Source organism: Paenibacillus sp. RC67 (assembly GCF_030020805.1).
In the GTDB taxonomy this organism is placed as follows: Bacteria; Bacillota; Bacilli; order Paenibacillales; family NBRC-103111; genus Paenibacillus_S.
Window position 1 is genome coordinate 7200206 of the sequence record NZ_CP125098.1, and the last position, 19708, is coordinate 7219913.

The 19708-nt window shown below is 48.4% G+C and carries 20 protein-coding genes, 1 pseudogene and 2 riboswitches; of the genes and pseudogenes, 6 read left to right on the forward strand and 15 right to left on the reverse strand.

Features of this window, described 5'->3' with window-relative positions; genetic code table 11:
- Positions 1 to 105: 105 nt before the first annotated feature.
- The gene (locus tag QMA13_RS32505; RefSeq protein WP_282937770.1) at positions 106 to 984 is read left to right on the forward strand and encodes a hypothetical protein; all 879 of its coding nucleotides are present in this window, start codon (positions 106 to 108) and stop codon (positions 982 to 984) included.
- 84 nt (positions 985 to 1068) lie between these two features.
- Here QMA13_RS32505 and QMA13_RS32510 read toward each other — a convergent pair whose 3' ends face one another.
- On the reverse strand, positions 1069 to 1839 hold the full coding sequence (locus tag QMA13_RS32510; protein ID WP_282937771.1) for a DODA-type extradiol aromatic ring-opening family dioxygenase: 771 nt from the start codon (positions 1837 to 1839) through the stop codon (positions 1069 to 1071).
- A gap of 213 nt (positions 1840 to 2052) precedes the next feature.
- Between QMA13_RS32510 and QMA13_RS32515 the strand changes: the two genes are divergently transcribed.
- The 4 genes from QMA13_RS32515 to QMA13_RS32530 are packed head-to-tail and all read left to right on the forward strand — an operon-like array spanning position 2053 to position 5586.
- Entirely contained in the window at positions 2053 to 2586 is a 534-nt protein-coding gene (locus tag QMA13_RS32515) for a sigma-70 family RNA polymerase sigma factor (protein WP_282937772.1), read from the forward strand.
- A gap of 11 nt (positions 2587 to 2597) precedes the next feature.
- Positions 2598 to 3755: a hypothetical protein gene (locus QMA13_RS32520; protein ID WP_282937773.1), complete on the forward strand. Its 1158-nt coding sequence runs from the start codon at positions 2598 to 2600 to the stop codon at positions 3753 to 3755.
- Positions 3752 to 4711 carry an ABC transporter ATP-binding protein gene (locus tag QMA13_RS32525; protein ID WP_282937774.1) on the forward strand — a complete coding sequence of 320 codons (960 nt, stop codon included), beginning with the start codon at positions 3752 to 3754 and terminating at the stop codon, positions 4709 to 4711. The genes QMA13_RS32520 and QMA13_RS32525 overlap by 4 nt, the downstream gene beginning before the upstream one ends.
- A complete protein-coding gene (locus tag QMA13_RS32530) occupies positions 4708 to 5586 on the forward strand; it encodes an ABC transporter permease subunit (RefSeq protein ID WP_282937775.1) in 879 nt (292 codons plus the stop codon). Before QMA13_RS32525 ends, QMA13_RS32530 begins: the two co-directional genes overlap by 4 nt.
- Before the next feature lie 67 nt (positions 5587 to 5653).
- Here the strand turns inward: QMA13_RS32530 and trxA are convergent, their stop codons facing one another.
- The 3 genes from trxA to QMA13_RS32545 form a co-directional block, all read right to left on the reverse strand.
- On the reverse strand, positions 5654 to 5974 hold the full coding sequence (gene trxA, locus QMA13_RS32535; protein WP_282937776.1) for a thioredoxin: 321 nt from the start codon (positions 5972 to 5974) through the stop codon (positions 5654 to 5656).
- Between the two features lie 55 nt (positions 5975 to 6029).
- Positions 6030 to 6413: a hypothetical protein gene (locus QMA13_RS32540; protein WP_282937777.1), complete on the reverse strand. Its 384-nt coding sequence runs from the start codon at positions 6411 to 6413 to the stop codon at positions 6030 to 6032.
- Between the two features lie 166 nt (positions 6414 to 6579).
- On the reverse strand, positions 6580 to 7014 hold the full coding sequence (locus QMA13_RS32545) for an RrF2 family transcriptional regulator (protein WP_282937778.1): 435 nt from the start codon (positions 7012 to 7014) through the stop codon (positions 6580 to 6582).
- 325 nt (positions 7015 to 7339) lie between these two features.
- Here QMA13_RS32545 and QMA13_RS32550 point away from each other — a divergent pair, with 325 nt between their 5' ends.
- The gene (locus QMA13_RS32550) at positions 7340 to 7612 is read left to right on the forward strand and encodes a hypothetical protein (protein ID WP_282937779.1); all 273 of its coding nucleotides are present in this window, start codon (positions 7340 to 7342) and stop codon (positions 7610 to 7612) included.
- Positions 7613 to 7691: 79 nt separating this feature from the next.
- On the opposite strand, the gene QMA13_RS32555 is transcribed toward QMA13_RS32550, so the two are convergent.
- The 11 genes and pseudogenes from QMA13_RS32555 to QMA13_RS32600 all read right to left on the reverse strand — a co-directional run bounded on the left by QMA13_RS32555 (position 7692) and on the right by QMA13_RS32600 (position 19656).
- Positions 7692 to 7865 (reverse strand): hypothetical protein, encoded by a 174-nt coding sequence (locus QMA13_RS32555; RefSeq protein ID WP_282937780.1) that lies wholly within the window; start codon positions 7863 to 7865, stop codon positions 7692 to 7694.
- 48 nt (positions 7866 to 7913) lie between these two features.
- The gene (locus tag QMA13_RS32560) at positions 7914 to 10238 is read right to left on the reverse strand and encodes a universal stress protein (RefSeq protein WP_282937781.1); all 2325 of its coding nucleotides are present in this window, start codon (positions 10236 to 10238) and stop codon (positions 7914 to 7916) included.
- Positions 10239 to 10272: 34 nt separating this feature from the next.
- Positions 10273 to 10878, reverse strand: coding sequence for a potassium-transporting ATPase subunit KdpC (gene kdpC / locus QMA13_RS32565; protein ID WP_282937782.1), 606 nt, complete (start codon positions 10876 to 10878; stop codon positions 10273 to 10275).
- Positions 10879 to 10941: 63 nt separating this feature from the next.
- Positions 10942 to 12994, reverse strand: a pseudogene (gene kdpB, locus QMA13_RS32570) (potassium-transporting ATPase subunit KdpB).
- Positions 12995 to 13013: 19 nt separating this feature from the next.
- Complete coding sequence (gene kdpA / locus QMA13_RS32575; RefSeq protein WP_282937783.1) at positions 13014 to 14693, reverse strand: potassium-transporting ATPase subunit KdpA; 1680 nt, start codon at positions 14691 to 14693, stop codon at positions 13014 to 13016.
- Positions 14694 to 14768: 75 nt separating this feature from the next.
- Entirely contained in the window at positions 14769 to 14846 is a 78-nt protein-coding gene (kdpF, locus tag QMA13_RS36775; protein WP_481858262.1) for a K(+)-transporting ATPase subunit F, read from the reverse strand.
- Positions 14847 to 14972: 126 nt separating this feature from the next.
- Positions 14973 to 15371 (reverse strand): hypothetical protein, encoded by a 399-nt coding sequence (locus tag QMA13_RS32580; protein ID WP_282937784.1) that lies wholly within the window; start codon positions 15369 to 15371, stop codon positions 14973 to 14975.
- A 145-nt stretch (positions 15372 to 15516) separates the two neighbouring features.
- Positions 15517 to 15670: riboswitch (cyclic di-AMP (ydaO/yuaA leader) on the reverse strand.
- 154 nt (positions 15671 to 15824) lie between these two features.
- Positions 15825 to 16017: riboswitch (cyclic di-AMP (ydaO/yuaA leader) on the reverse strand.
- Positions 16018 to 16248: 231 nt separating this feature from the next.
- Entirely contained in the window at positions 16249 to 16854 is a 606-nt protein-coding gene (locus QMA13_RS32585) for a response regulator transcription factor (protein ID WP_282937785.1), read from the reverse strand.
- Positions 16851 to 17993 carry a sensor histidine kinase gene (locus QMA13_RS32590; protein WP_282937786.1) on the reverse strand — a complete coding sequence of 381 codons (1143 nt, stop codon included), beginning with the start codon at positions 17991 to 17993 and terminating at the stop codon, positions 16851 to 16853. The genes QMA13_RS32585 and QMA13_RS32590 overlap by 4 nt, the downstream gene beginning before the upstream one ends.
- A 3-nt stretch (positions 17994 to 17996) precedes the next feature.
- On the reverse strand, positions 17997 to 18737 hold the full coding sequence (locus QMA13_RS32595) for an ABC transporter permease (RefSeq protein WP_282937787.1): 741 nt from the start codon (positions 18735 to 18737) through the stop codon (positions 17997 to 17999).
- Between the two features lie 19 nt (positions 18738 to 18756).
- Positions 18757 to 19656: an ABC transporter ATP-binding protein gene (locus tag QMA13_RS32600; RefSeq protein WP_282937788.1), complete on the reverse strand. Its 900-nt coding sequence runs from the start codon at positions 19654 to 19656 to the stop codon at positions 18757 to 18759.
- Between the last annotated feature and the right edge of the window lie 52 nt (positions 19657 to 19708).

A 19708-nucleotide genomic window follows, 5' to 3' on the forward strand; every position in this document is an offset into this window, starting at 1 on the left:
TCGGGCACATCCTTAGGCTAACATTGTATTGGAAGGAGCAAGAAAGTGAATCTGCGGCAAACAAAACTATTTTTCCATTCAATAACGAGAAGGAGGTTATGCTGGTTGTTGTTAAACTGCTTTCTGGCGGGACAGGCGTTCACGGGGTTTTCCTTGTTAGGCGGGACTTCCGCCCAGGCTGCTGAAGCTGAAGGTCAACAGGTGCTCAGTACGTGGATGTGGAATCCGTATGTAATCGGTCAAGAGGCGGATAGCACGCTGCAGCAGTTGGCGTACAAAGGGATCAACCGGGTCTATCTGTTCGTGGATTCGAGTTATCCGGCTCCTTATTACAGCAGCTTTATTCGCAAGGCGAACGCTCAGCACATTGAGGTTCAAGCGCTGGGCGGCGCTCCGAATTGGGTGCTTCCAGAGCATAACAAGAAATTATATGAGTTTATCGATTGGGTTAAGAGGTATAACGCGAGTGTCCTTCCTGAGGAACAGTTTGCCGGGATTCATTTGGATGTGGAGCCTTATGTATTGCCTGAGTGGCGCAAGGATTCAGATACGGTGATCGGACTTTGGAAAGACACGGTAAGCGGATTTGTCGAAGAAGTGAAGAGCGACTCCACGTTGACTGTCGGCATGGACATGCCGGTGTGGCTCGATTCGTTTCAAGTGGGAGACGGTCAGGGCGGCAGAACGACCTTGTCGGATTGGCTGATCCGACGCATGGACGAAGTGACTCTGATGGCATATTTCAACAAAGCCCAAGACATCACAGCATCCATCCAAACTGAGTTAGCCTCAGCAGACCAGGCCGGTGTTCCATTGCTTGTAGCTGTGGATACCGTTGATAGTGGCGAGCCAGGCAGCTTTTACGGCAAAAGCGAAGCCCTCATGCTGCAAGAGTTGGAAGCACTGCAAGAGAAACTGATTATTCACCCTTCCTTCAAGGGTATCAGCGTCCATGAGTGGGATAGCTGGTTAAAGATGAACTAAATGAGTTGGCAGAGCTCTGCATTGGATGCGGGCTCTGTTTTTTTATGCTGGTTGCTTACTCCCGAGCTCTCTGAGCTTGCTACCTTATTTAAACATCCAAACGGCCAAGCTTAAAGTACCATATTGATACTGCTGGTGCAGTAATCTCGCCGATTGATGTTGGTCTGCAGAGCCCATGCTGATAAATAACGGGGTCAAATGCTCCTTGGAAGGTACGGCTTCAGCCGCCGACGGAGCCCTCCGCTCATAATCGAATAAAGCCTCCAAATCCCATACGCTGATTTTGTCGGACATCCATTGATCGAAATCGACGGCCCAGCTTTCTACTCCCTCCGTCTCCCATTCCAGCTTGGACAGGTTGTGCACCGTCCCTCCACTGCCGATGATCATAATGTCTTTTTCTCTTAATGTATTTAGCGCCTTTCCTATCCTATATTGTTCCTCAGGAACCAGCTTGGGATTCACTGAAAGAGCAACGACGGGAATATCCGCTGCAGGATACAAGAGCCTCAGGATGGTCCATACCCCATGGTCTAGTCCCCTGCGATGATTAAATCCGCACCGAATGCCTTCATTGGTCAGCAGCCGCTCAATTTCCATACTTAGCACAAGGTCCCCGCTGGCTGGGTAATCTATTTCGTAAAGGGAATCCGGAAAACCGAAGAAATCATGCATGGTCTCCCATTTCGGGGCGCTCGATATCATCTGGACGGGATGTTCCCAATGTGCGCTAAAGACAACAATGCCTTTAGGCTTCGGAAGAAGCAGCCCCAAATTCCGTAAACATTTCGTATAAGGGGTCGTTTCCAACACCAATGTAGGCATTCCATGGGCTATAAATAAAGCTGGAACCATCGGGCAACGACTCCTTTTTATCCTTTTATTTTTTACCAGACAGGATGCTCACACCGCTAACTTCTTTGCTCTCTCCATTATAACTGCAAAATGGCAGCCTGCGTCGGGTTATAATAAGATGGACAAAATGTTTTCCAACTTTTTTGGATGCTGATACAAAATCGAACCGGGGTCCGTCTTATATATAGCTGCAGCTGAAAGGAGGACAATCGATTGGAACCGCAACAAACAACTGATTATTTTCGTGAAGTGTTTTATATACATTACCCTACCGTACGCCGCAAGCTCATTGGGCTTGTTCGAGATGAGGCGGCCGCAGAAGATTTGGCTCAGGAGGTATTCTTGCGTCTCTACCGCAACCCTCCGGACGAACCGTCTGTTATGGGGGCCTGGCTGCATCGGGTGCTGACAAGAATTGCCTACGACTACTTGAATAAAAAAGCACGGGAACGTGCTCTTCATGAAAAGCAGTCTTTGCACATCCTTAGCACCGAAGAGGAACAGCCGTCCAACGAACAAATACTTATGAAACAGCTTGACCAGGAAGAAATGCGGGAATGGCTGGATGAACTGCCCGAGCGTGACCGCAAAGCACTGCTGCTGAGATACTCAGGATACAGCTACGCGGAAATCGCCGAGCAGCTGCAAGTACGCCCCCCTTTGGTCGGAACGCTGCTTCACCGAGCTACCGAACGGTTAAGACGACATGCCGAAGCGCAAACGCAGGCACATGCACAGATTGAATAGGAGGAGATTCCATGAGCGAATCCACTAAAAAGAATGAACGGGAATTAGCGGACACAGCTTGGGCAAAGCTTCAGGAGAAGCTGGCGCAAGAACCATTGCAGCCGCAATGGTCTCGTTGGTCGGAACAAATGACGGCTGAAGCTGCGGCCGTTCCACTGACAGCTGCCATTGCAGGTGAACCTGCAGCAGCGCCAGCTTTAAGCCCAGAAACAAGCATCGGCCCGAAAGCTCCCCGCCTTGGTTCCGACGCTATTAACACCAAGAAATCCAGCTCGTTCGCTGGCTGGCTGCATAAGAATAAGAAATGGGTGGCGGGTGCCGCGGCAGTAGGCGTTATCGCCGTTACTATCGCTACACCAACCGGCAATCAAGCTCTTGCGGCGATTTTGAACAAATTCCGTATGCAGCAGCTTACCGTTGTACAGGAGAATGATTTACAAGCGATTCTTAGCGGTGCTTTCGGTGACGGCAAGGAACGTGAGTCGATCAATACGTTCGGCACGTTCTCCCAAACCTCCGGCAAACCGTCTGGTGAAGTCGATGCATCCGAAGCGGCCAAAATCTTGGGACATAAGATTGTCATCCCATCTGATTATGATATGAAAAATAAAATTTACGTTTCTCCATCCAACAGTTTAACCTTTAACATGAATGTAGATGAGGTTAATAAAGCGATGAAACGCCTCGGCGCGACCAAACTGATGCCTGTTTCCGTGGACGGCAAGCCAATTACACTCGAAATGGGGCCATCCGTCCATCTCTATGTAAGCAAAGGGGCTCAAGAGAAAGACGACTCCAAAGGGTATTCGTTCTCGCAAATGCCAGTACCTACACTTACTGTCGATCCTTCTATCCCGGTAGCTGAAGCATTGGATGCGATTTTGCAATTCCCGCTGCTTCCGTCAAACTTAAAGGAGAGCTTGCAAACGGCAGGCGTCTTGCAGGGAGGCTCCGTACCGCTCCCTATTATAGAGAATGGAAAGGTCGAAAAAACGAAAGTAGAAGGCTTGGATGTCATCGTAAGTACCAATATTTACAATCAAGGCAAGCAAGTCTACTACTCTGCAACCTGGGTGAAGCAAGGCCAGCTGTTCCGTCTTGATGGAGGCGAAGCTCTGACAAGCCGAGCTGCCCTTGTCGCTAAAGTAACGGAGTTGATCAAATCTTGAGCCATGCCATGATTGAAGCCCAGGATTTAAGCAAGGATTATGGAAACGGCCGCGGTTGCCGCGGTATTACGCTACAAGTTGGTGCAGGGGAAGCCTTTGGCTTCCTCGGCCCTAACGGTGCGGGGAAGAGCACCTTCGTCAAAATGCTGGTCGGGCTCATTCGTCCTACCGGGGGGCGTGGGATGATCATGGGTGAACCAATCGGTTCTATGGAAGCACGGCGCCATATCGGATATTTACCTGAGCTGTACCGCTATCAGGAATGGCTGAGCGGCGAGGAGGTTGTGAAGCTCCATGCCAAGCTGTGCGGCATAGATAAGGCGGTTGCAGCCAAACGAATCCCCGAGCTGCTCGACCAGGTAGGACTCGGACTTCGCGGTCGCGATCGCGTGAAGAACTATTCCAAAGGCATGCAGCAGAGACTGGGCTTGGCCTGTGCTCTTATTAATGATCCGAAGCTCGTATTTTTGGACGAGCCCTCCTCTGCGCTAGATCCTATTGGCCGCATGGAGGTTCGCGAGCTGCTTCGCATGTTAAGGAAGCAAGGAAAAACGATTTTCCTTAACTCGCATTTGCTTGAGGACGTTGAAATGCTGTGCGACCGTGTCGCCCTACTGAATAATGGAAATATACTGCAAACCGGAGCCGTCTCCGACGTATTGCAGGAGAAAACCCGCTGGCACCTGCGTGTCGGCGGGTTGACGCCGTTTGCTTTAGCATGGCTGACGGACCTGACCGGAATGCCGATTACAACAGCCGCGCTGCCGCTTCCTGATGGCAGCGATTCGGTCTGGCTGGAAGCAGAGCTGGAGGATGATGAACAAATCGGCTGGTTGAACAGTCTTATTGTTGAGCAAGGAATGACACTCTACGAAGTCAAAAAATCGAAAACAAGGCTGGACGAATGGTTCATGAGCGCCGTGTCCGGATTGAGTCATAGGGGGGAACGCGCATGACAGCCATCATTGCAATGACCTGGAAGGAGCTGCTGCGCAAACGGGTTATGCTCCTTACACTGCTCATGACGATCATTTTTTTGCTGGCCTTTTGGTTTGTCGCTCAAACCATCGGAGCGCGGCTGCACGAGACTACCGATAAGACAAGCATTAATTATCTTATTGGAAGCTTTACCATGGGCAGCGTCACTCTAACGCTCGGCTTTTTTTTCGGAGCCTTTGTCGTCGCTTTCTTGTCCATCTTCAGCTCCTTTTCCGTTATTTCGGGAGAAGCGGAGCAAGGCGTACTGCAGGCTTTGCTGCCTCGTCCTGTGCCGCGGTGGCATTGGTATCTGGGACGCTGGATCGGTTATGTCAGCTTAGGCATAGGGTACGCAGCTCTATTGTTTGTTTCCATTTTATGGATTACCAATTATCATTCGAGAGTTCCTTCCGACATGGTCTCATTAATCAAATCATTTGTTCTGTTCGCTTCTATCGTTCCTATGCTGGTATCGGTTTCGATGTTAGGCTCCTGCCTATTCTCCGCACTAGGGAACGGCGTATTCATGACCATGCTGTATGGAGCCGGCTGGCTGGGCGGGATGATTGAAAAAGTAGGAGGGATCGCAAGGCTGGATGAGGATGCGGTCAAGCCATTGACTACCATCGCAGGATTAATGTCCCTTGCCATGCCTACCGAGTCACTTCAGCATCGAATGCTCTCCGAAATGTTCTCCCTCACCGAACTACAAGGGATTACAGGGTTGGATAGCGCCCTTGGCCCGTTCGGAATCGGTCAAGTCCCTTCCAATTCATTTTTAATCTATGCGGCATGCTATACTCTCGCGGCAATCGGAGCTGGATTATTCATGTTTAATCGCAAGGACTTTTAATGCCATATGAAAAACCCTACGGTTCCCCAACAATCCAAGGCACCCGTAGGGTTATATTCATTTCTTATTAAGCCAGATGCGGCTCTACCCAAGACAGCATATCCTGCAGTGGTTTAAACCCAACTGTTGTGGCCACTTCAACGCCGTTTTTGAACAGCTTCATGGTAGGAATACTCATAATTCCGTAAGCTCCCGGCGTTTCCGGATTATCATCGACATTCATTTTGGCAATGGTCAGCTTGTCGCCAAGCTGTTGATTCATCTCTTCAAGCACTGGAGCGATCATTTTACAAGGTCCGCACCATGGAGCCCAAAAATCAACAAGGACGACACCCTCTTGTGCAATAGTTTGTTTGAAATTGTTATCTTCTACTTTTATCAAAGACATAATCAACACTCTCCTTTAAATAATGATTAACCATGAATTATATCATCCCAAACCCTTAGTCGATTCGTACTCGATTAACTGTGGGGCCTGAGCCATATCCTGCAGAAGGCTTGCTGCCGCTGGTTGTATCAAATTGAAGTATGCGAAGATTTGCATACAAATCTTCAAACCATGACTGATCACGTGTCATCAAGGCCAAGTCGAGCAAGCTGCGCAGGCCTTCTTCAACAGGTACATAATCGGTCAATTTATACAACTTAGCTAAGGAGCTGCTGACGATATTCCCGACTGCATCTTCATGGTCGCATTGGGTGACTCGTACCTTCACCGTACCATAAACATCTATGGACTCTACATACCCTATAAACTTTTCATCCTCTGCCGAAGTTCCACTAACCCAATCACTTACCTTAATCCAATCCTGATTGATCGCTGCCATTGTTTCCACTCTCCTTCCTTTTGTCCACGTCCAACTACTCAACTGAAATGAATCCCATTACAGTTTAACGAAAGAGCTTTAGCTTCTTCTGTGTCGTCTGTTCTTTGCCAAGATTAACATACCTAACTGAGAACTTATTAATAACAGTTTGATGGAAAAAGAAACGCTAACGTTTCCTCTCCTGCTTTTGACGCAGCTGCTCCAATACATCAAGGATCGTCCACTGACCAAAATATTCAATCAATTGCTTCTCAGCCCCAGCAAATATGTCATCCATCACAGTAGCCATATTACATGCAATCATACAATCCTGCTGCTCGACATCGCCCGAACACCATCCCGGTTTTACGGACCCCATAGAGGTTAAACGATACATCTCGGCCAGAGTCACCTGTTCAGGATTGCAATGAAGCAAGAATCCTCCACCGGTTCCTTCCTTAGCCGCCACATAACCATGCTTGCGAAGCAGCGCCATGACTTTGCGCACTCGGGCTGGATGGGTGCATACATTGTGGGCGATCATATCGCTCGTCGCCATATGGTCGGGCCTATAAGCGAGCAGTACCAAACTATGAACCGCTATTGTAAACTCGCTATTCACAACATGCCTCCTCATAAACCTGATGCTTAACTTGCTGCTGTTTCATACCCGCATAGGAAAGTTTAATTTCACTATAGCACTATTCATAGTGAATAACTTTCTTACTGGCGATGAAACTTCCGCTAACCGCGGTCGCGCATTTTTGAAAGGACGTCGTTGACGTTTTTCTTACTGTTATTATATCGATTACAGTTAGTGGTGTCAAGGGCTTATGAATGTATAGAATGAGCTTTGAGAACAAACGATAAGTTAGGCTTCGCAAAACTCTAAGCATATCCTTCCGAAGCAAGTTTTGCTTCGCAAAACTCTAAGGAGTTGAACAAACATGTCACAGCATACAGACCATTTTATTAAAGAATTGATCAGTAAAAATAATGACCTATTCACGGAGCATGATTTCACAGACTGCCAAAAAGCAGTGAAGGATTTCACAGGGCTGGTCAAAAACCTCGAATCCACCCAATACAATTTCCGCAGAAAACTATCGGAAGTAGCGGATAAAAACCCTCATGATATTGAGAAGGTTGTCTATCTGCAAGGTATGGTGGACGGAATGAATCTCGTTATAGGGCCTTTAAAAAACTTTTTGGATCAATGATATCTAGCTGTAAAGCATGGAATGAATATGTGGAAGGGCCTGCCCAGCTTAACTGCAGCCCCTCCGCTGCCGATATCTGCTATTGATGAATAATAAACTGGAGAAGGCCTGAAATGACAATCGCCTGGCAAAATGAGACGATAATTCTTTTCCGCACAGCTTCTTTATTCGATCTACGGCTGTTGTCGAACATATTAATGAATAAATAACCGGATACGAATAAACAAATAAATACAAATATAAAAATTCCCATTGCTATCTCTCCCCATACTGGAATGCTATTTAACCATTGTTTGCTGGCTTAAACTTGAAAATTCGGGTCAAAGTCGGCAACGACAAGCACATCCATATGGCGAGAGGAGCGAAGCAGCCTTTTCACCAAAGATCCATGCCACCATTCTTGCCACAACGTTTGTCTCGATTGCCCTATAATCATCTGCGTTGACTTGTATTCGTTAGCTTTGGCCACCAATACATCCGTAATCTGATTTCGGCTTCTGGCTGTTTGTAATTCAAATTCCCCTCCGAGTCGCTCGGTCAGCTGTTGGATGGCCTTGAGCCTTTCCGCCAGCTCCGCATTTAGCCTCATATCATCTGAATGAACATACGTTACGATCCACACGGCCTTCAGCCTATGGGCTATACGAAAGCCTCTGCGAATCAATCTCTCGGCATGAGGCGAAATATTAACACCTACATAAATGACCTCCTGCCTGCGCCATGGCCCTCGCAAAGAGCTCTTGCGCTCCAACGATTCCAGCCTTTCATCCACATCGTCGGCAATTTCACGCAGCGCCAGCTCCCGAAGCGCAATTAAATTCCCCGTCTTGAAAAAGTTGCCCAATGCTTGATTCACTTTATCCATTGCGTAGATGTTGCCTTCCTTCATCCGCTGCTGGAGTGAGCTCGGTGCTACGTCGATAAGCTGGACTTCATCCGCCAACCAGAGGATGTGATCGGGAACGGTTTCGCGGACGCGAACCCCTGTAATCTGCATAACGGCATCATTGAGGCTTTCCAGGTGCTGCACGTTAACGGTGGAAATAACCGAGATGCCTGCATCCAATATTTCAATGACATCCTCGTACCGTTTTTTATTTTTGCTGCCGGGGACATTGGTATGAGCCAGCTCATCAACAAGCACGATTTCCGGAGCCAGACGAATAATCTCCTCCGTATCCATTTCCTCTAGCCGAGTTCCGCGATAATCTATTACTTTGCGAGGAATGGTCTCCAACTGGTCTACTTGCGCCAATGTTTCCTTCCGACCATGGGTTTCTAGCAGGCCAATGCGCACATTCGCCTCTTTACGGAGCAAATCATTACCTTCGCGAAGCATCGTATACGTCTTGCCGACGCCAGGAGCAGCTCCAATATAGACCTTGAACCGGCCGCGCCGGATCTGCTCGATTCGACGCTCCACCTCCTGCGAGCTGAGCCTACGGTAAGGATCTTCCGCGGGCTTCTTCCTCTTAGCAGGAAGAATTCGTTCTCCCTCATACTCCGCTCTGTCTGCGACGATGAAAATATCGATATTTCTCGTTTTTTTCAACATATCGTGAACGATGGAGCCCTGCCATAATTCCTGCCTTCGAGTCTGCTTGGAATGGCCCATTACGATTCTAGTTACGTTATGCTCTATCGCGTACTGCACCAGCACGCGAGGAAGAGCCCTGCGCGAGCACAGCGGCAGCTCCTCGAAGCTGCCCCCTACCTTTTCCACCAGCTTCATGATAGACCGTTTGAAGGCGGCCGCCTCTTTACTTAGCTGCTTTTTCTCATTGAAGAAGGTGACGACATTCAAATCCCCGTTCAACCGTTTGGCAATCTGCTGACCCCGTCGCACATGAATCGAGCCGTTCCAATGATACTGCGCCGATACCAGAATGCGTTCTCCAGCACCCGATGGACCCAATAGCCCCATTTCTTCCCTGTACTTTTCCAGGGAGTCATTGACCCCTTCTGCTACAAGTCGAAGCGACAACTCCCGCAGTACTGCGAGATTGCCGCGTTTGAATACATCTGCATCCCCTTGAAACCGCATGTTGCTATCGGCAGCACGGTTTAGCATCGTTTCGGGCGTTACATCGATTAGCACGACCTCATCGGCCAGCTCCAGAGTATCGGAAGGGACGGTTTCCCTCACATCTATACCGGTCCAACGTTTGACCAGCTCTGTGACCCCTTCAAGCTCATAGGCGTTAATAGTCGTGATGACGCTGATGCCATGACTCAGCAAATATTTAATGTCTTCCAGCCGGTTTGGAAATAGAGCATCCTTTTGATTACGATGAGCCAGACCGTCAACCAACACAACCTCAGGATTGCGCTCAATCAGTTTTTCGATGTTTAAATCCTTTTTTTCGACGCCATCCTTATACCAATGAATACTTGGGACGCGCTCGAGATCGCCGATCTGCTCCATCGTTTCCGGTCTTTGCATCGTGGATACGGCGCAGATGACGACATCGAGCCCCTGCTGCTTATGCGCATGTCCTTCGCGCAGCATATGATACGTTTTTCCGGAGCCGCTGAACGCGCCGATGTACACCTTTAGCCGCCCACGGTGAAGCTTGGATATGGATAATAAGATTTCCTCGGGCGTCTTTCCTCTAAAGGTTTCCATTGTGAGCTCCGCTCCTTATCCAGCGTCATTTAGGCTACTTCTTGGCCAAAGTCTCCAAATCCATGTTCAGCTTAAGCACATTGACTCTAGGCTCACCGAACAATCCCCAATCGCGCCCTTGTGTATGAGTGTCCACCAGCTTATTAAGCTGGTCCAGCGGAATGCCGGTCAGCTTACTGATCCGAGGAACCTGCGCTTTAGCTGATTCCGGACTGATGTGCGGGTCAAGCCCTGAAGCCGAGTTCGTGATCAGATCAATAGGAAGCTTACTGATCGGTACGTCAGGGTTATTCGCCTTCCAATCGTCGATAGAAGCTTGAGTGCGCTTGATGAGCTCCGGATTGGACGGTGCATAATTATTCGTCCCTGATGCCTCCGCTTTATAGTCAATACTGGATACACGACCTTGGAACCATTTAGGATCTGCAAATTTTTGCCCGATCAGCTCGGAGCCAACTACTTCTCCCGATGCATTTTTCACTAAGCTGCCATTCGCGTTGCCAGGCATTAATACTTGAGCCAAGCCGGTGCAGACCAACGGATACACAATGCCACACAATACGATGAATACGACGCCGATCCGGAGCACCGTAAAAAAGGAAATGGTTCCGGTACCACTTTGCGAGGCCGATTTATTCATACTTTTTCATTCCTCTCTTGGTTGAGGGCTGGTCCGGGAAGCCCGGACCCCCTCCATCTTTCTCTATATCCACACATTGACGATAAGATCGATCAGCTTGATCCCGATAAACGGCACGATAACTCCTCCGAGTCCGTACACGACGATATTCCTGCTCAGCAGCTTTGTTGCACTCATTGGCTTGTATTCCACGCCCTTCATCGCAAGCGGAATGAGCAGCGGAATAATAATAGCATTAAATATTAATGCTGAAAGTATCGCAGACATCGGCGACCCGAGGTGCATAATGTTCAAGGACTCCATTTGTGGAATCGCAACGGTGAACATAGCCGGAATAATGGCAAAATATTTGGCCACGTCATTCGCAATACTGAAGGTGGTCAAGGCTCCGCGAGTCATCAGCAGCTGCTTACCAATGGCAACCACTTCGATAATTTTCGACGGGTCGGAGTCCAGATCAACCATGTTCGCTGCTTCCTTGGCAGCAATCGTTCCGCTGTTCATCGCCAAGCCTACATCAGCCTGCGCGAGCGCTGGAGCATCGTTCGTACCGTCTCCTGTCATAGCAACAAGCTTGCCTTCCGCTTGCTCTTTGCGGATAACCGCAATTTTATCTTCCGGCTTGCTCTCCGCGATAAAATCATCCACTCCCGCTTCACGGGCGATAGTTGCAGCCGTTAACGGGTTATCCCCGGTACACATGATCGTTTTGATTCCCATTTTGCGCAGTTGGTCAAACCGTTCCTTCATGCCAGGCTTAACGGTATCCTTCAAATAGATCAATCCATACAGCTGTTTATCAACCGCTACCGCCAGAGGTGTGCCGCCTTCCGAGGCAATAGCATTGCCTCTCGTCTCCAAATCCGCCGGGATCGTACCGCCTTGAGCGAGAACCCACTGCTTCACGGCATCAACAGCACCTTTACGTACCTTGCGTCCATCCGCCAGATCGATGCCGCTCATTCGGGTTTCCGCTTTAAATTCGATGAATTCTCCGCCTACGCCCAAGGCTTCGTCATAAGTTAGTCCTTGCTTTTTCAACCATTCGAGTACCGAACGGCCTTCCGGCGTTTCATCCTTCAACGAGCTAACCGCTGCCCAGCCGGCTACTGTACCGACACTTTCGGACCCGATAGGGATAATGTCGCTTGCCATCCGGTTACCGTAGGTGATCGTCCCTGTTTTATCCAAAATCATCGTATTGATGTCTCCGGCTGCTTCAACCGCTTTACCGGACATGGCCAATACGTTGAATTGAGTAACCCGATCCATACCCGCAATCCCAATGGCCGATAACAAGCCGCCGATAGTTGTTGGGATAAGACAAACAAGCAGAGCAATTAAAACCGGAATCTCCAGGTTAATTTCCAAATAGCCTGCGATAGGAGCTAAGGTAACAACAACGATAAAGAAAATAAGCGTTAAGCTGGTCAGCAGGGTGTTCAGAGCCAGCTCGTTCGGCGTTTTCTGCCGTTTGGCTCCTTCGACAAGCGAGATCATCCGATCAATGAAGGATTCACCAGGATCGCTCGTAATCCGCACCTTGATTTTGTCGCTGACGACTCGTGTGCCGCCTGTTACCGAGCTGAAATCTCCGCCGGCTTCTTTAATTACGGGAGCGGACTCCCCTGTAATAGCCGATTCATCAACGGAAGCAAGCCCTTCAATCACTTCGCCGTCCCCCGGAATCATTTCCCCTTGGGACACAACCACCAGGTCACCCTTCCGCAGCTCTGTGGACGGAACCACCTTGATTCCGGAGCCATTATTAATTATTTTGTTTGCCGTAATCTCTTGTTTAGTCTTTTTTGAGAGAGTCGGCTTGAGCCTTCCCTCTCCCTTCGGCCAATGCTTCCGCGAAATTAGCGAACAACACAGTAAATAATAAAATTACGAATACGGTAAAATTAAAGCCTAAGCTGTTCTCCGTTCCAAAGTAGCCAGGTAGCACTGTCATAAGCAGAACAACCAAGGTGCCTACCTCTACGACGAACATAACTGGATTTTTCATCATCACGACCGGATTCAGCTTCACGAAGCTTTCCTTAACGGCATTCATGACGATAGTTGAATTCAACATCGATTTTCGATGGTTTTTTGCATTATTTTCACTCATACAGTTTCGCCTCTCCTATTTAACGAATCGTTACATGTTCCGCGATAGGCCCAAGCACGATGGCCGGCAGGAACGTCAGCGCCCCGATAATGAATACCGTGCATACCAAAATCCCTACGAACAGACGGTTATCCGTGCGGAACGTGCCGATCGTCTCAGGCACCCATTGCTTGCGTACAAGAGAACCGGCGACTCCCAGCATGGCAATCATCGAAATATAACGACCGAACAGCATGACGATACCGGTGGAAATATTCCAGAATGGCGTATTATCGCCCAAGCCTTCGAACCCTGAGCCGTTATTGGCAGCCGAAGACGTATATTCGTACAGCACTTGCGATATTCCGTGATAACCCGGATTCGAGATGGCAACCTTCCCTACCTCTGTGGCTAATGCCAGAGCCGTAGGCATAAGAATAATGAACGGATGCGCTAGAATCGCAATGGCTATCAGCTTCATTTCGCGCGGTTCTATCTTTCTGCCGAGAAATTCCGGTGTGCGTCCAACCATTAAACCGGCCAGGAAAACCGCAAGGATCGCATACATCAGCATATTGACCAATCCAACGCCTTTACCGCCGAATACGCAGTTCAGCATCATTAGAGCAAGCGGTGTGATCCCGCCGAGCGGAGTCAGAGTATCGTGCATATTATCGACTGAACCGGTCGTTGCCGCCGTCGTAACCGTTGTAAACAGAGTCGATTGCGCAATGCCGAAGCGGACCTCTTTACCTTCCATACTGCCCTGTGAAGCGTCAATGCCCAGCTTATTCATAAGCGGGTTGCCTGCCGATTCCGATGTATAAACCAGCGACAGGAACAGCAGGAATAAAATCATCATCGCCGAGAAAATAACCCAGCCTTGCTTCCGGTTGCGCGCAAACCGTCCATACGTATAAGGCAGCGCAGCCGCCAACGACCACATCGATAAAATTTCGATCACATTCGTAATGGCGTTCGGATTTTCAAACGGATGCGCAGAGTTGACGCCGAAAAATCCTCCTCCATTCGTCCCTAAATGCTTAATAGATTCCAAGGACGCTACCGGCCCGATGGCAATCTGCTGCTCGCTTCCCTCCAGTGTGTTGACCGTTAAGGTCGGCTGCAGCGTTTGCGGCACATGAAGAGCTACAAGAGCCATTGTGACAACAATTGCGAGCGGGAAAAACACCCTAATGTGCGCTTTAACGAAGTCTTCGAAAAAGTTACCGATCGTCTCTCCCTTGCTCGTAATTCCGCGTATAAAAGCAATGGCTACGCATATCCCAGTCGCAGCGGAGGTGAACATCATCATCATAATGACGGCCATTTGCGAGAAATAAGATAACCCTGACTCCCCGCTGTAATGCTGCAGATTCGTATTGGTCATAAAGCTGATGACCGTATTGAACGACAGCGTTTCTTCCATATTGTCGATTCCGTTCGGATTGAACGGCAAATATTTTTGTACCCGAAGAATGATATAGCTGATCGCCACAAAGACGATATTCGTTAAAATAAAGCTTAAAGCATATGTTTTCCAGGTCATGCCTTGACGGTTTTTCAGACCTGTCACCGCGTAGATCGCCTTTTCCACAGGAGCAAACCATTTATCCGTACGATTGCCTTCGTTGGAAAAGACATGATATAAATAAGTCCCCAACGGTTTGACCAGCAGGACTAAAATGACAATCACGACGGCGATTTGCAAAATTCCCATTGTTCTTTCCTCCTAAGAGCTTTTCGTAGAAAAGCTAACTTCGTAAGCATCTGCTGAGCTTTGCTAGCGCAAAGCTCAAAATTTTTCCGGGTGAATCAAAGCATAAACCAAGTAGATAAAGAGAAGCACCGTAAAGACTGCGATAACCATCATGATCGTTCGCCTCCCGTATCCTCAACAACCCTGTTACACCAGGACAAAAAGCCGTAAAACAACAGGTACGTCACTGCCAATAGTACTACCATGTATAAATCCTGCATCGGAATGCCTCCGTCCGCATCAATTGATTAAGAAAGATACCTCATGACTCGAAGTATGAATGACATGGTTCGCTCCCAAGCCTTTGTAGACAAGCCGCGGATTCGTGTTATGCGTCACGACGCAAATATCTTTGGACGTCCATGTCCTGCATATTTGAATGAAGCGGCAGCACAGGTTCAGCGAGCTTTCGAATAAAAATACTTTGCCAATCGGAAGCTCGGGCAATATCCATGATTCACATTCTGTCGTGTCGATCCAAATAATATGCTTTACGCCCAAGCTCACTAGACGCTCCTGCTCAGCCCGGCTGTTCGTAATGGCTGCGAACGGAATGCCTTTGGACAGCAGCAGCCGGACAAAACCTTCACCGGTTTTATTGGGCGCCGATACAAGAACAAATTCTTGAGCGGCGTTCATCTTCTCGTTCCCTCCTAATTCTCCCAAGAGGAGGCACCGATAATCCGTGTTGTAGGCATAAAAAAAGAAGCCTGCGAAAAGAGGAGAACTCTTCTCGCGGCTTCTTACCGCACAGCAAAATAGCTGTGCCGAGCACACGATCATCGTTGCCTCTCTCGATACGCTTACGAGGTTAGCTGTCGGATTCGGGCGTGAGAGTCGCCCTACCCAAAGCATAGCTTTAGGATTCACCCCATGAGCCGATAGGCTCGTTGGTTCCCCCGTTCCTTATTGCATTAAGGATTCAGCGATACATTGCAAGGTCATATTGAAATGTTTTCATGGAAAAATACTATTTTTTTCATAAGAAGACGCAAGAAGACCACAGAGGCTTAAGCCCTGTGGTCGTTAGTAGCGATCACAAGCTTCATCATCCTCTCTCCATAGACCCTGTAACTTCTCTACATAAAGAAGTTGAAGTCTGTTCCACGCTGACGAGGTTAGCTGTCGGATTCGGGCGGTGAGAGTCGCCCTACCTGTCGGTGCAAGCTAGCTTTGCACCTTTAGGATTCACCCCAAGCGATATGCGGCCGGCTCTCACACCGAACGAATATCACTGAATTGGTTCCCCCGCTTTCCTATTAAGGAAATTAAGCGATCAGAATTGGAAACTTTGTTTTTTTCAAATCATGAATTGTATATTACGCCAGTTACTCTAAACTGTAAAGAACACTTGAGAGACATGTGAGATGAAATTACACCAACGGATAGGATGATAACGCTTACTTAATATGCGATCTCCAGATAACTACCTCCTGCTCACTCTATCTCTGGTTTTCATAAAATGTTTCCTTATATTTCCCTAATATTGTCCCGCTATCTTTACTAATAACTGGATTTATTTCAGCCAGCCGTTTTTCTCCGCTATACTTATTGCATCGATTCGATTTTTGGCCTCTAGCTTTTGCAATATTTCCGAGACATAGTTTCGCACCGTGCCACTAGATAAGTACAGCTCCTTGGCAATATCATTGGCCGATAAGCCTTGGGCGACCCGCTTCAGCACTTCCTGCTCCCGCTCTGTCAGCGGATTCTCCGCCTCCCAGAACGTTAACGATAGCTCCGGGCTAATCGCTCTGCCGCCTTTATAAACTTTGCGGAGCGCCTCACTAAGCTCGTCTATCGGCGAATCCTTCAAGAGAAATCCGTGAACTCCCGCTTTCATAGCCCTTTGGAAATAGCCAGAACGGGAGAAGGTTGTCAAAATGACAACGCGGCATGGATGTCCAAGTTCTTTTAAACGCTCCGCAACGTCTAAACCGGTCATTTTGGGCATTTCAATATCCATAATGCACAGATCCGGCTCCAACTGCATAATGAACTTCAGCGCTTCCTCTCCGTCCCCGGCTTGACCGATGACATCAACATCATCCTCCAAATCCAGCAATGCGCTCAATGCGCCGCGCAGCATCACCTGATCTTCTGCAATAATAACCTTCATCACGCTTCCCCTTCCGCTTGTTGATTCTTCACAATTTTGTTTACGGTCATTGTCACTCTAGTACCGCTCTCGCCTGAGGAATGAAACTCCAGCTTGCCGTCGATTAAATCCAGCCGCTCTTTCATTCCAAGCAAACCACGTCCGGAAGACACCGTACCGGGTGACGGACATTGTGCCCCTACCCCATTGTCGCTTACCGCAATTGATATTTGGCTTGCATCCTCCATCAGCTCTACCTTGCATCGTGTGGCCTTACTGTGCTTGACCACATTGTTTATCGCTTCCCGCAAACACATCCCGAGAATATTTTGTATGATGGGAGAAGCTTGCACGCCTCCAAAATCGCCTACAGCCTCCAGTTCAATCATCGCAGCGGCTAACAGCTGCTCCGTATGGCGAATCTCGTCTTTCACGGATACCGCATTGATTCCCGATACTAACTCCCTAACTTGTTTCAGTGCAGCACGAGCCGTCATTTGAATATCTTTAACTTCCTTTATGGCCCGCTCCGGATTTTTGACAATTAGTTTTTCCGCCAGCTCGCTTTTTAACGTAATTAATGAAAGTGTATGTCCAAGCGTATCATGAAGGTCTCTGGAAATACGCTGTCTCTCTTCATTTTTGACAAGCCTCGCTATTTCCTCATTCGCCGAATTCAGCCTGGCCCGCAGTTCTCTTGACTTCACTCCTGCCCGAAGAATAAAGGGTAGACCGAACATTAACGCCGAAGAGGGGAGAATAATGACCAGCTCGCTGCCGGAGAACCGTTCCAAATGAAATCCTAACAAAAAAATAAATAGGGCAGCCATAATCCCCAGGCCTGCGAAGAATTGAACCCTTGACCGCAAAAGCCCGATAACCGGAGCCGCATAAAAACCCATAAACCAGAAGCCCAGATCATATCTCAAGCAAAAAAAGACGATGATCGCCATCATCAATAAAATAAATAGCAGCCTCTTGCTTTCCGTGAAATAGCAGCATAGAGTCGCTACAACAAACACAAATAATAAAGCAAGGCCGATCCACATTTCGCGAACCGGCAATTGTAAAATATTGTAGATTGGTGAGGCAAGATACACGAGCCAAATCATTTGAAAAACACCCATGCCCCGATTAAATGGCTGACCTTCTTTTTTGAACATCGTCTATACCGCTTCCTGTCTTTTAATCATATAAGAAGATAGTATCATAAAGACAACCACATAAGCAGCAAGCACTACGATCCCAGTCCAATCTACGGCGCTTCCGGCAATGATGTTCCACGCCCCTTGACCATATCGGTAGGAAGGCAGCCACTGCGCGATATGCTGCATGACAGAAGGCATCGTTTGGATAGGCATCCACAAGCCCCCTAGAGCCGACATCCCCATAAATAACACCTGAGATACTACCTGTACAATTTCTACACTGCGTATCGTACCGATAAGGGTGCCTAGGGCTAGAAAAGGAAGTACTCCGATCCAAATCCACAGTCCGCACAACATCCATTGCACAAAGGACAGCTGGACACCTTTAAACACACTTCCAATGATAAACATCAGAACGATCACGCCAAGATTCAAAATCGATTGTGCCGCTATTTTAGAGAACACGTACGTACCTGACGGCAATGGAGTTATTTTGAGCAGCTGCACCCATCCTTGCTTCCGTTCCTGGGCAAAACGAATACTGATGGTATTCAGACTTCCCCCAATGATTCCGAAAACAGTCATGGACATCAAATAATATGCTTTCCATTGAATTCCTCCTATCTCCGTGTTCCCATCAATTGTGCTTGTAAAAATAAAGTAGAAAATGACCGGCATCAACAACGCCATAACGACAAACTTCCGATTTCTTAACGTACGCAAAATCTCCGCCTTGCATTGGGCTAACGCTGCATTCATCTATATCATCTCCTATTCTTTAGGCATGGCTGCTTGGATGCTGAACCAATGTTTGGAACGCTTCTTCCAAGCCGCCGCTCTGAATTTCGATATCTTTGACATCCAATCCGTTTTGAATAATGGCATAAATGAGCCGATCCGTGTCGCCGCTCCACAGCTTGACTCTCCGGCCGTTCCAGACCGCATCCGTTACGCCCGGCAGGCTCCAGATCATTTCCTGGGTTACACGAGGCCCAGCCGTAAAAGAAAGCGTCCTGCCGTTCGTTGAAGCTTTAATCTCCGCAGGCGTGCCATCCGCACGGAGCTTGCCTTTGTCAATTACGACGACCCGATCGGCAATGGCGTCCGCCTCTTCCAAATAATGTGTCGTTAAAATAACTGTACGGCCTTGCGCCGCCATCGCACGAACCGTCTCCCAGAACAATTGGCGAGATGTTACATCCATGCCTACTGTCGGTTCATCCAAAAACAGAATGGACGGGTCCCCTGCCAGCGCCAAGGCGAAGTTCAATCTGCGCTTCTGACCGCCAGACAATGCCGTGGCCATTTTGTCCTTTTCCTCCTCCAAGCCAGACACCTTCAGCAGATGGTTGAGAGGCAGCGGCTTCGAGTAATAATGGCGGAACAGCTCGATCGTTTCACCAACTTTGAGGCCATCGATCGCATGAACATCCTGCAGCATCGCGCCTAAACGGTCTTTCACCCTGCGGTCCTGAGGACTGCCTCCTAGTAGTCTTATCGTGCCGGAAGTCGCCTGTTGAAGACCCAGCGTCATCGAGACCGTGGTCGTTTTTCCCGCTCCATTCGGACCTAGCAGTGCAACAACGCTGCCTTCTTCTATGCTTAAGGAAAGATCGTTAACAGCTACTTTATCTTTATATTGTTTGGTAACGTGATCCAATTGAATGACTGGTTTCACTACATTCACCTCGTCGTATTTGGTATGTACTTAGTGTAACTGGATTGAATCA

Bases quoted from the DNA above. Each gene is read 5' to 3' on its own strand.
- QMA13_RS32510 (WP_282937771.1), bottom strand. From the start codon at position 1,839: ATGGTTCCAGCTTTATTTATAGCCCATGGAATGCCTACATTGGTGTTG.
- QMA13_RS32520 (WP_282937773.1), top strand. From the start codon at position 2,598: ATGAGCGAATCCACTAAAAAGAATGAACGGGAATTAGCGGACACAGCT.
- QMA13_RS32530 (WP_282937775.1), top strand. From the start codon at position 4,708: ATGACAGCCATCATTGCAATGACCTGGAAGGAGCTGCTGCGCAAACGG.
- trxA (WP_282937776.1), bottom strand. From the start codon at position 5,974: ATGTCTTTGATAAAAGTAGAAGATAACAATTTCAAACAAACTATTGCA.
- QMA13_RS32540 (WP_282937777.1), bottom strand. From the start codon at position 6,413: ATGGCAGCGATCAATCAGGATTGGATTAAGGTAAGTGATTGGGTTAGT.
- QMA13_RS32550 (WP_282937779.1), top strand. From the start codon at position 7,340: ATGTCACAGCATACAGACCATTTTATTAAAGAATTGATCAGTAAAAAT.
- QMA13_RS32555 (WP_282937780.1), bottom strand. From the start codon at position 7,865: ATGGGAATTTTTATATTTGTATTTATTTGTTTATTCGTATCCGGTTAT.
- QMA13_RS32560 (WP_282937781.1), bottom strand. From the start codon at position 10,238: ATGGAAACCTTTAGAGGAAAGACGCCCGAGGAAATCTTATTATCCATA.
- kdpC (WP_282937782.1), bottom strand. From the start codon at position 10,878: ATGAATAAATCGGCCTCGCAAAGTGGTACCGGAACCATTTCCTTTTTT.
- kdpA (WP_282937783.1), bottom strand. From the start codon at position 14,693: ATGGGAATTTTGCAAATCGCCGTCGTGATTGTCATTTTAGTCCTGCTG.
- kdpF (WP_481858262.1), bottom strand. From the start codon at position 14,846: ATGATGGTTATCGCAGTCTTTACGGTGCTTCTCTTTATCTACTTGGTT.
- QMA13_RS32580 (WP_282937784.1), bottom strand. From the start codon at position 15,371: ATGAACGCCGCTCAAGAATTTGTTCTTGTATCGGCGCCCAATAAAACC.
- QMA13_RS32590 (WP_282937786.1), bottom strand. From the start codon at position 17,993: ATGTTCAAAAAAGAAGGTCAGCCATTTAATCGGGGCATGGGTGTTTTT.
- QMA13_RS32595 (WP_282937787.1), bottom strand. From the start codon at position 18,737: ATGAATGCAGCGTTAGCCCAATGCAAGGCGGAGATTTTGCGTACGTTA.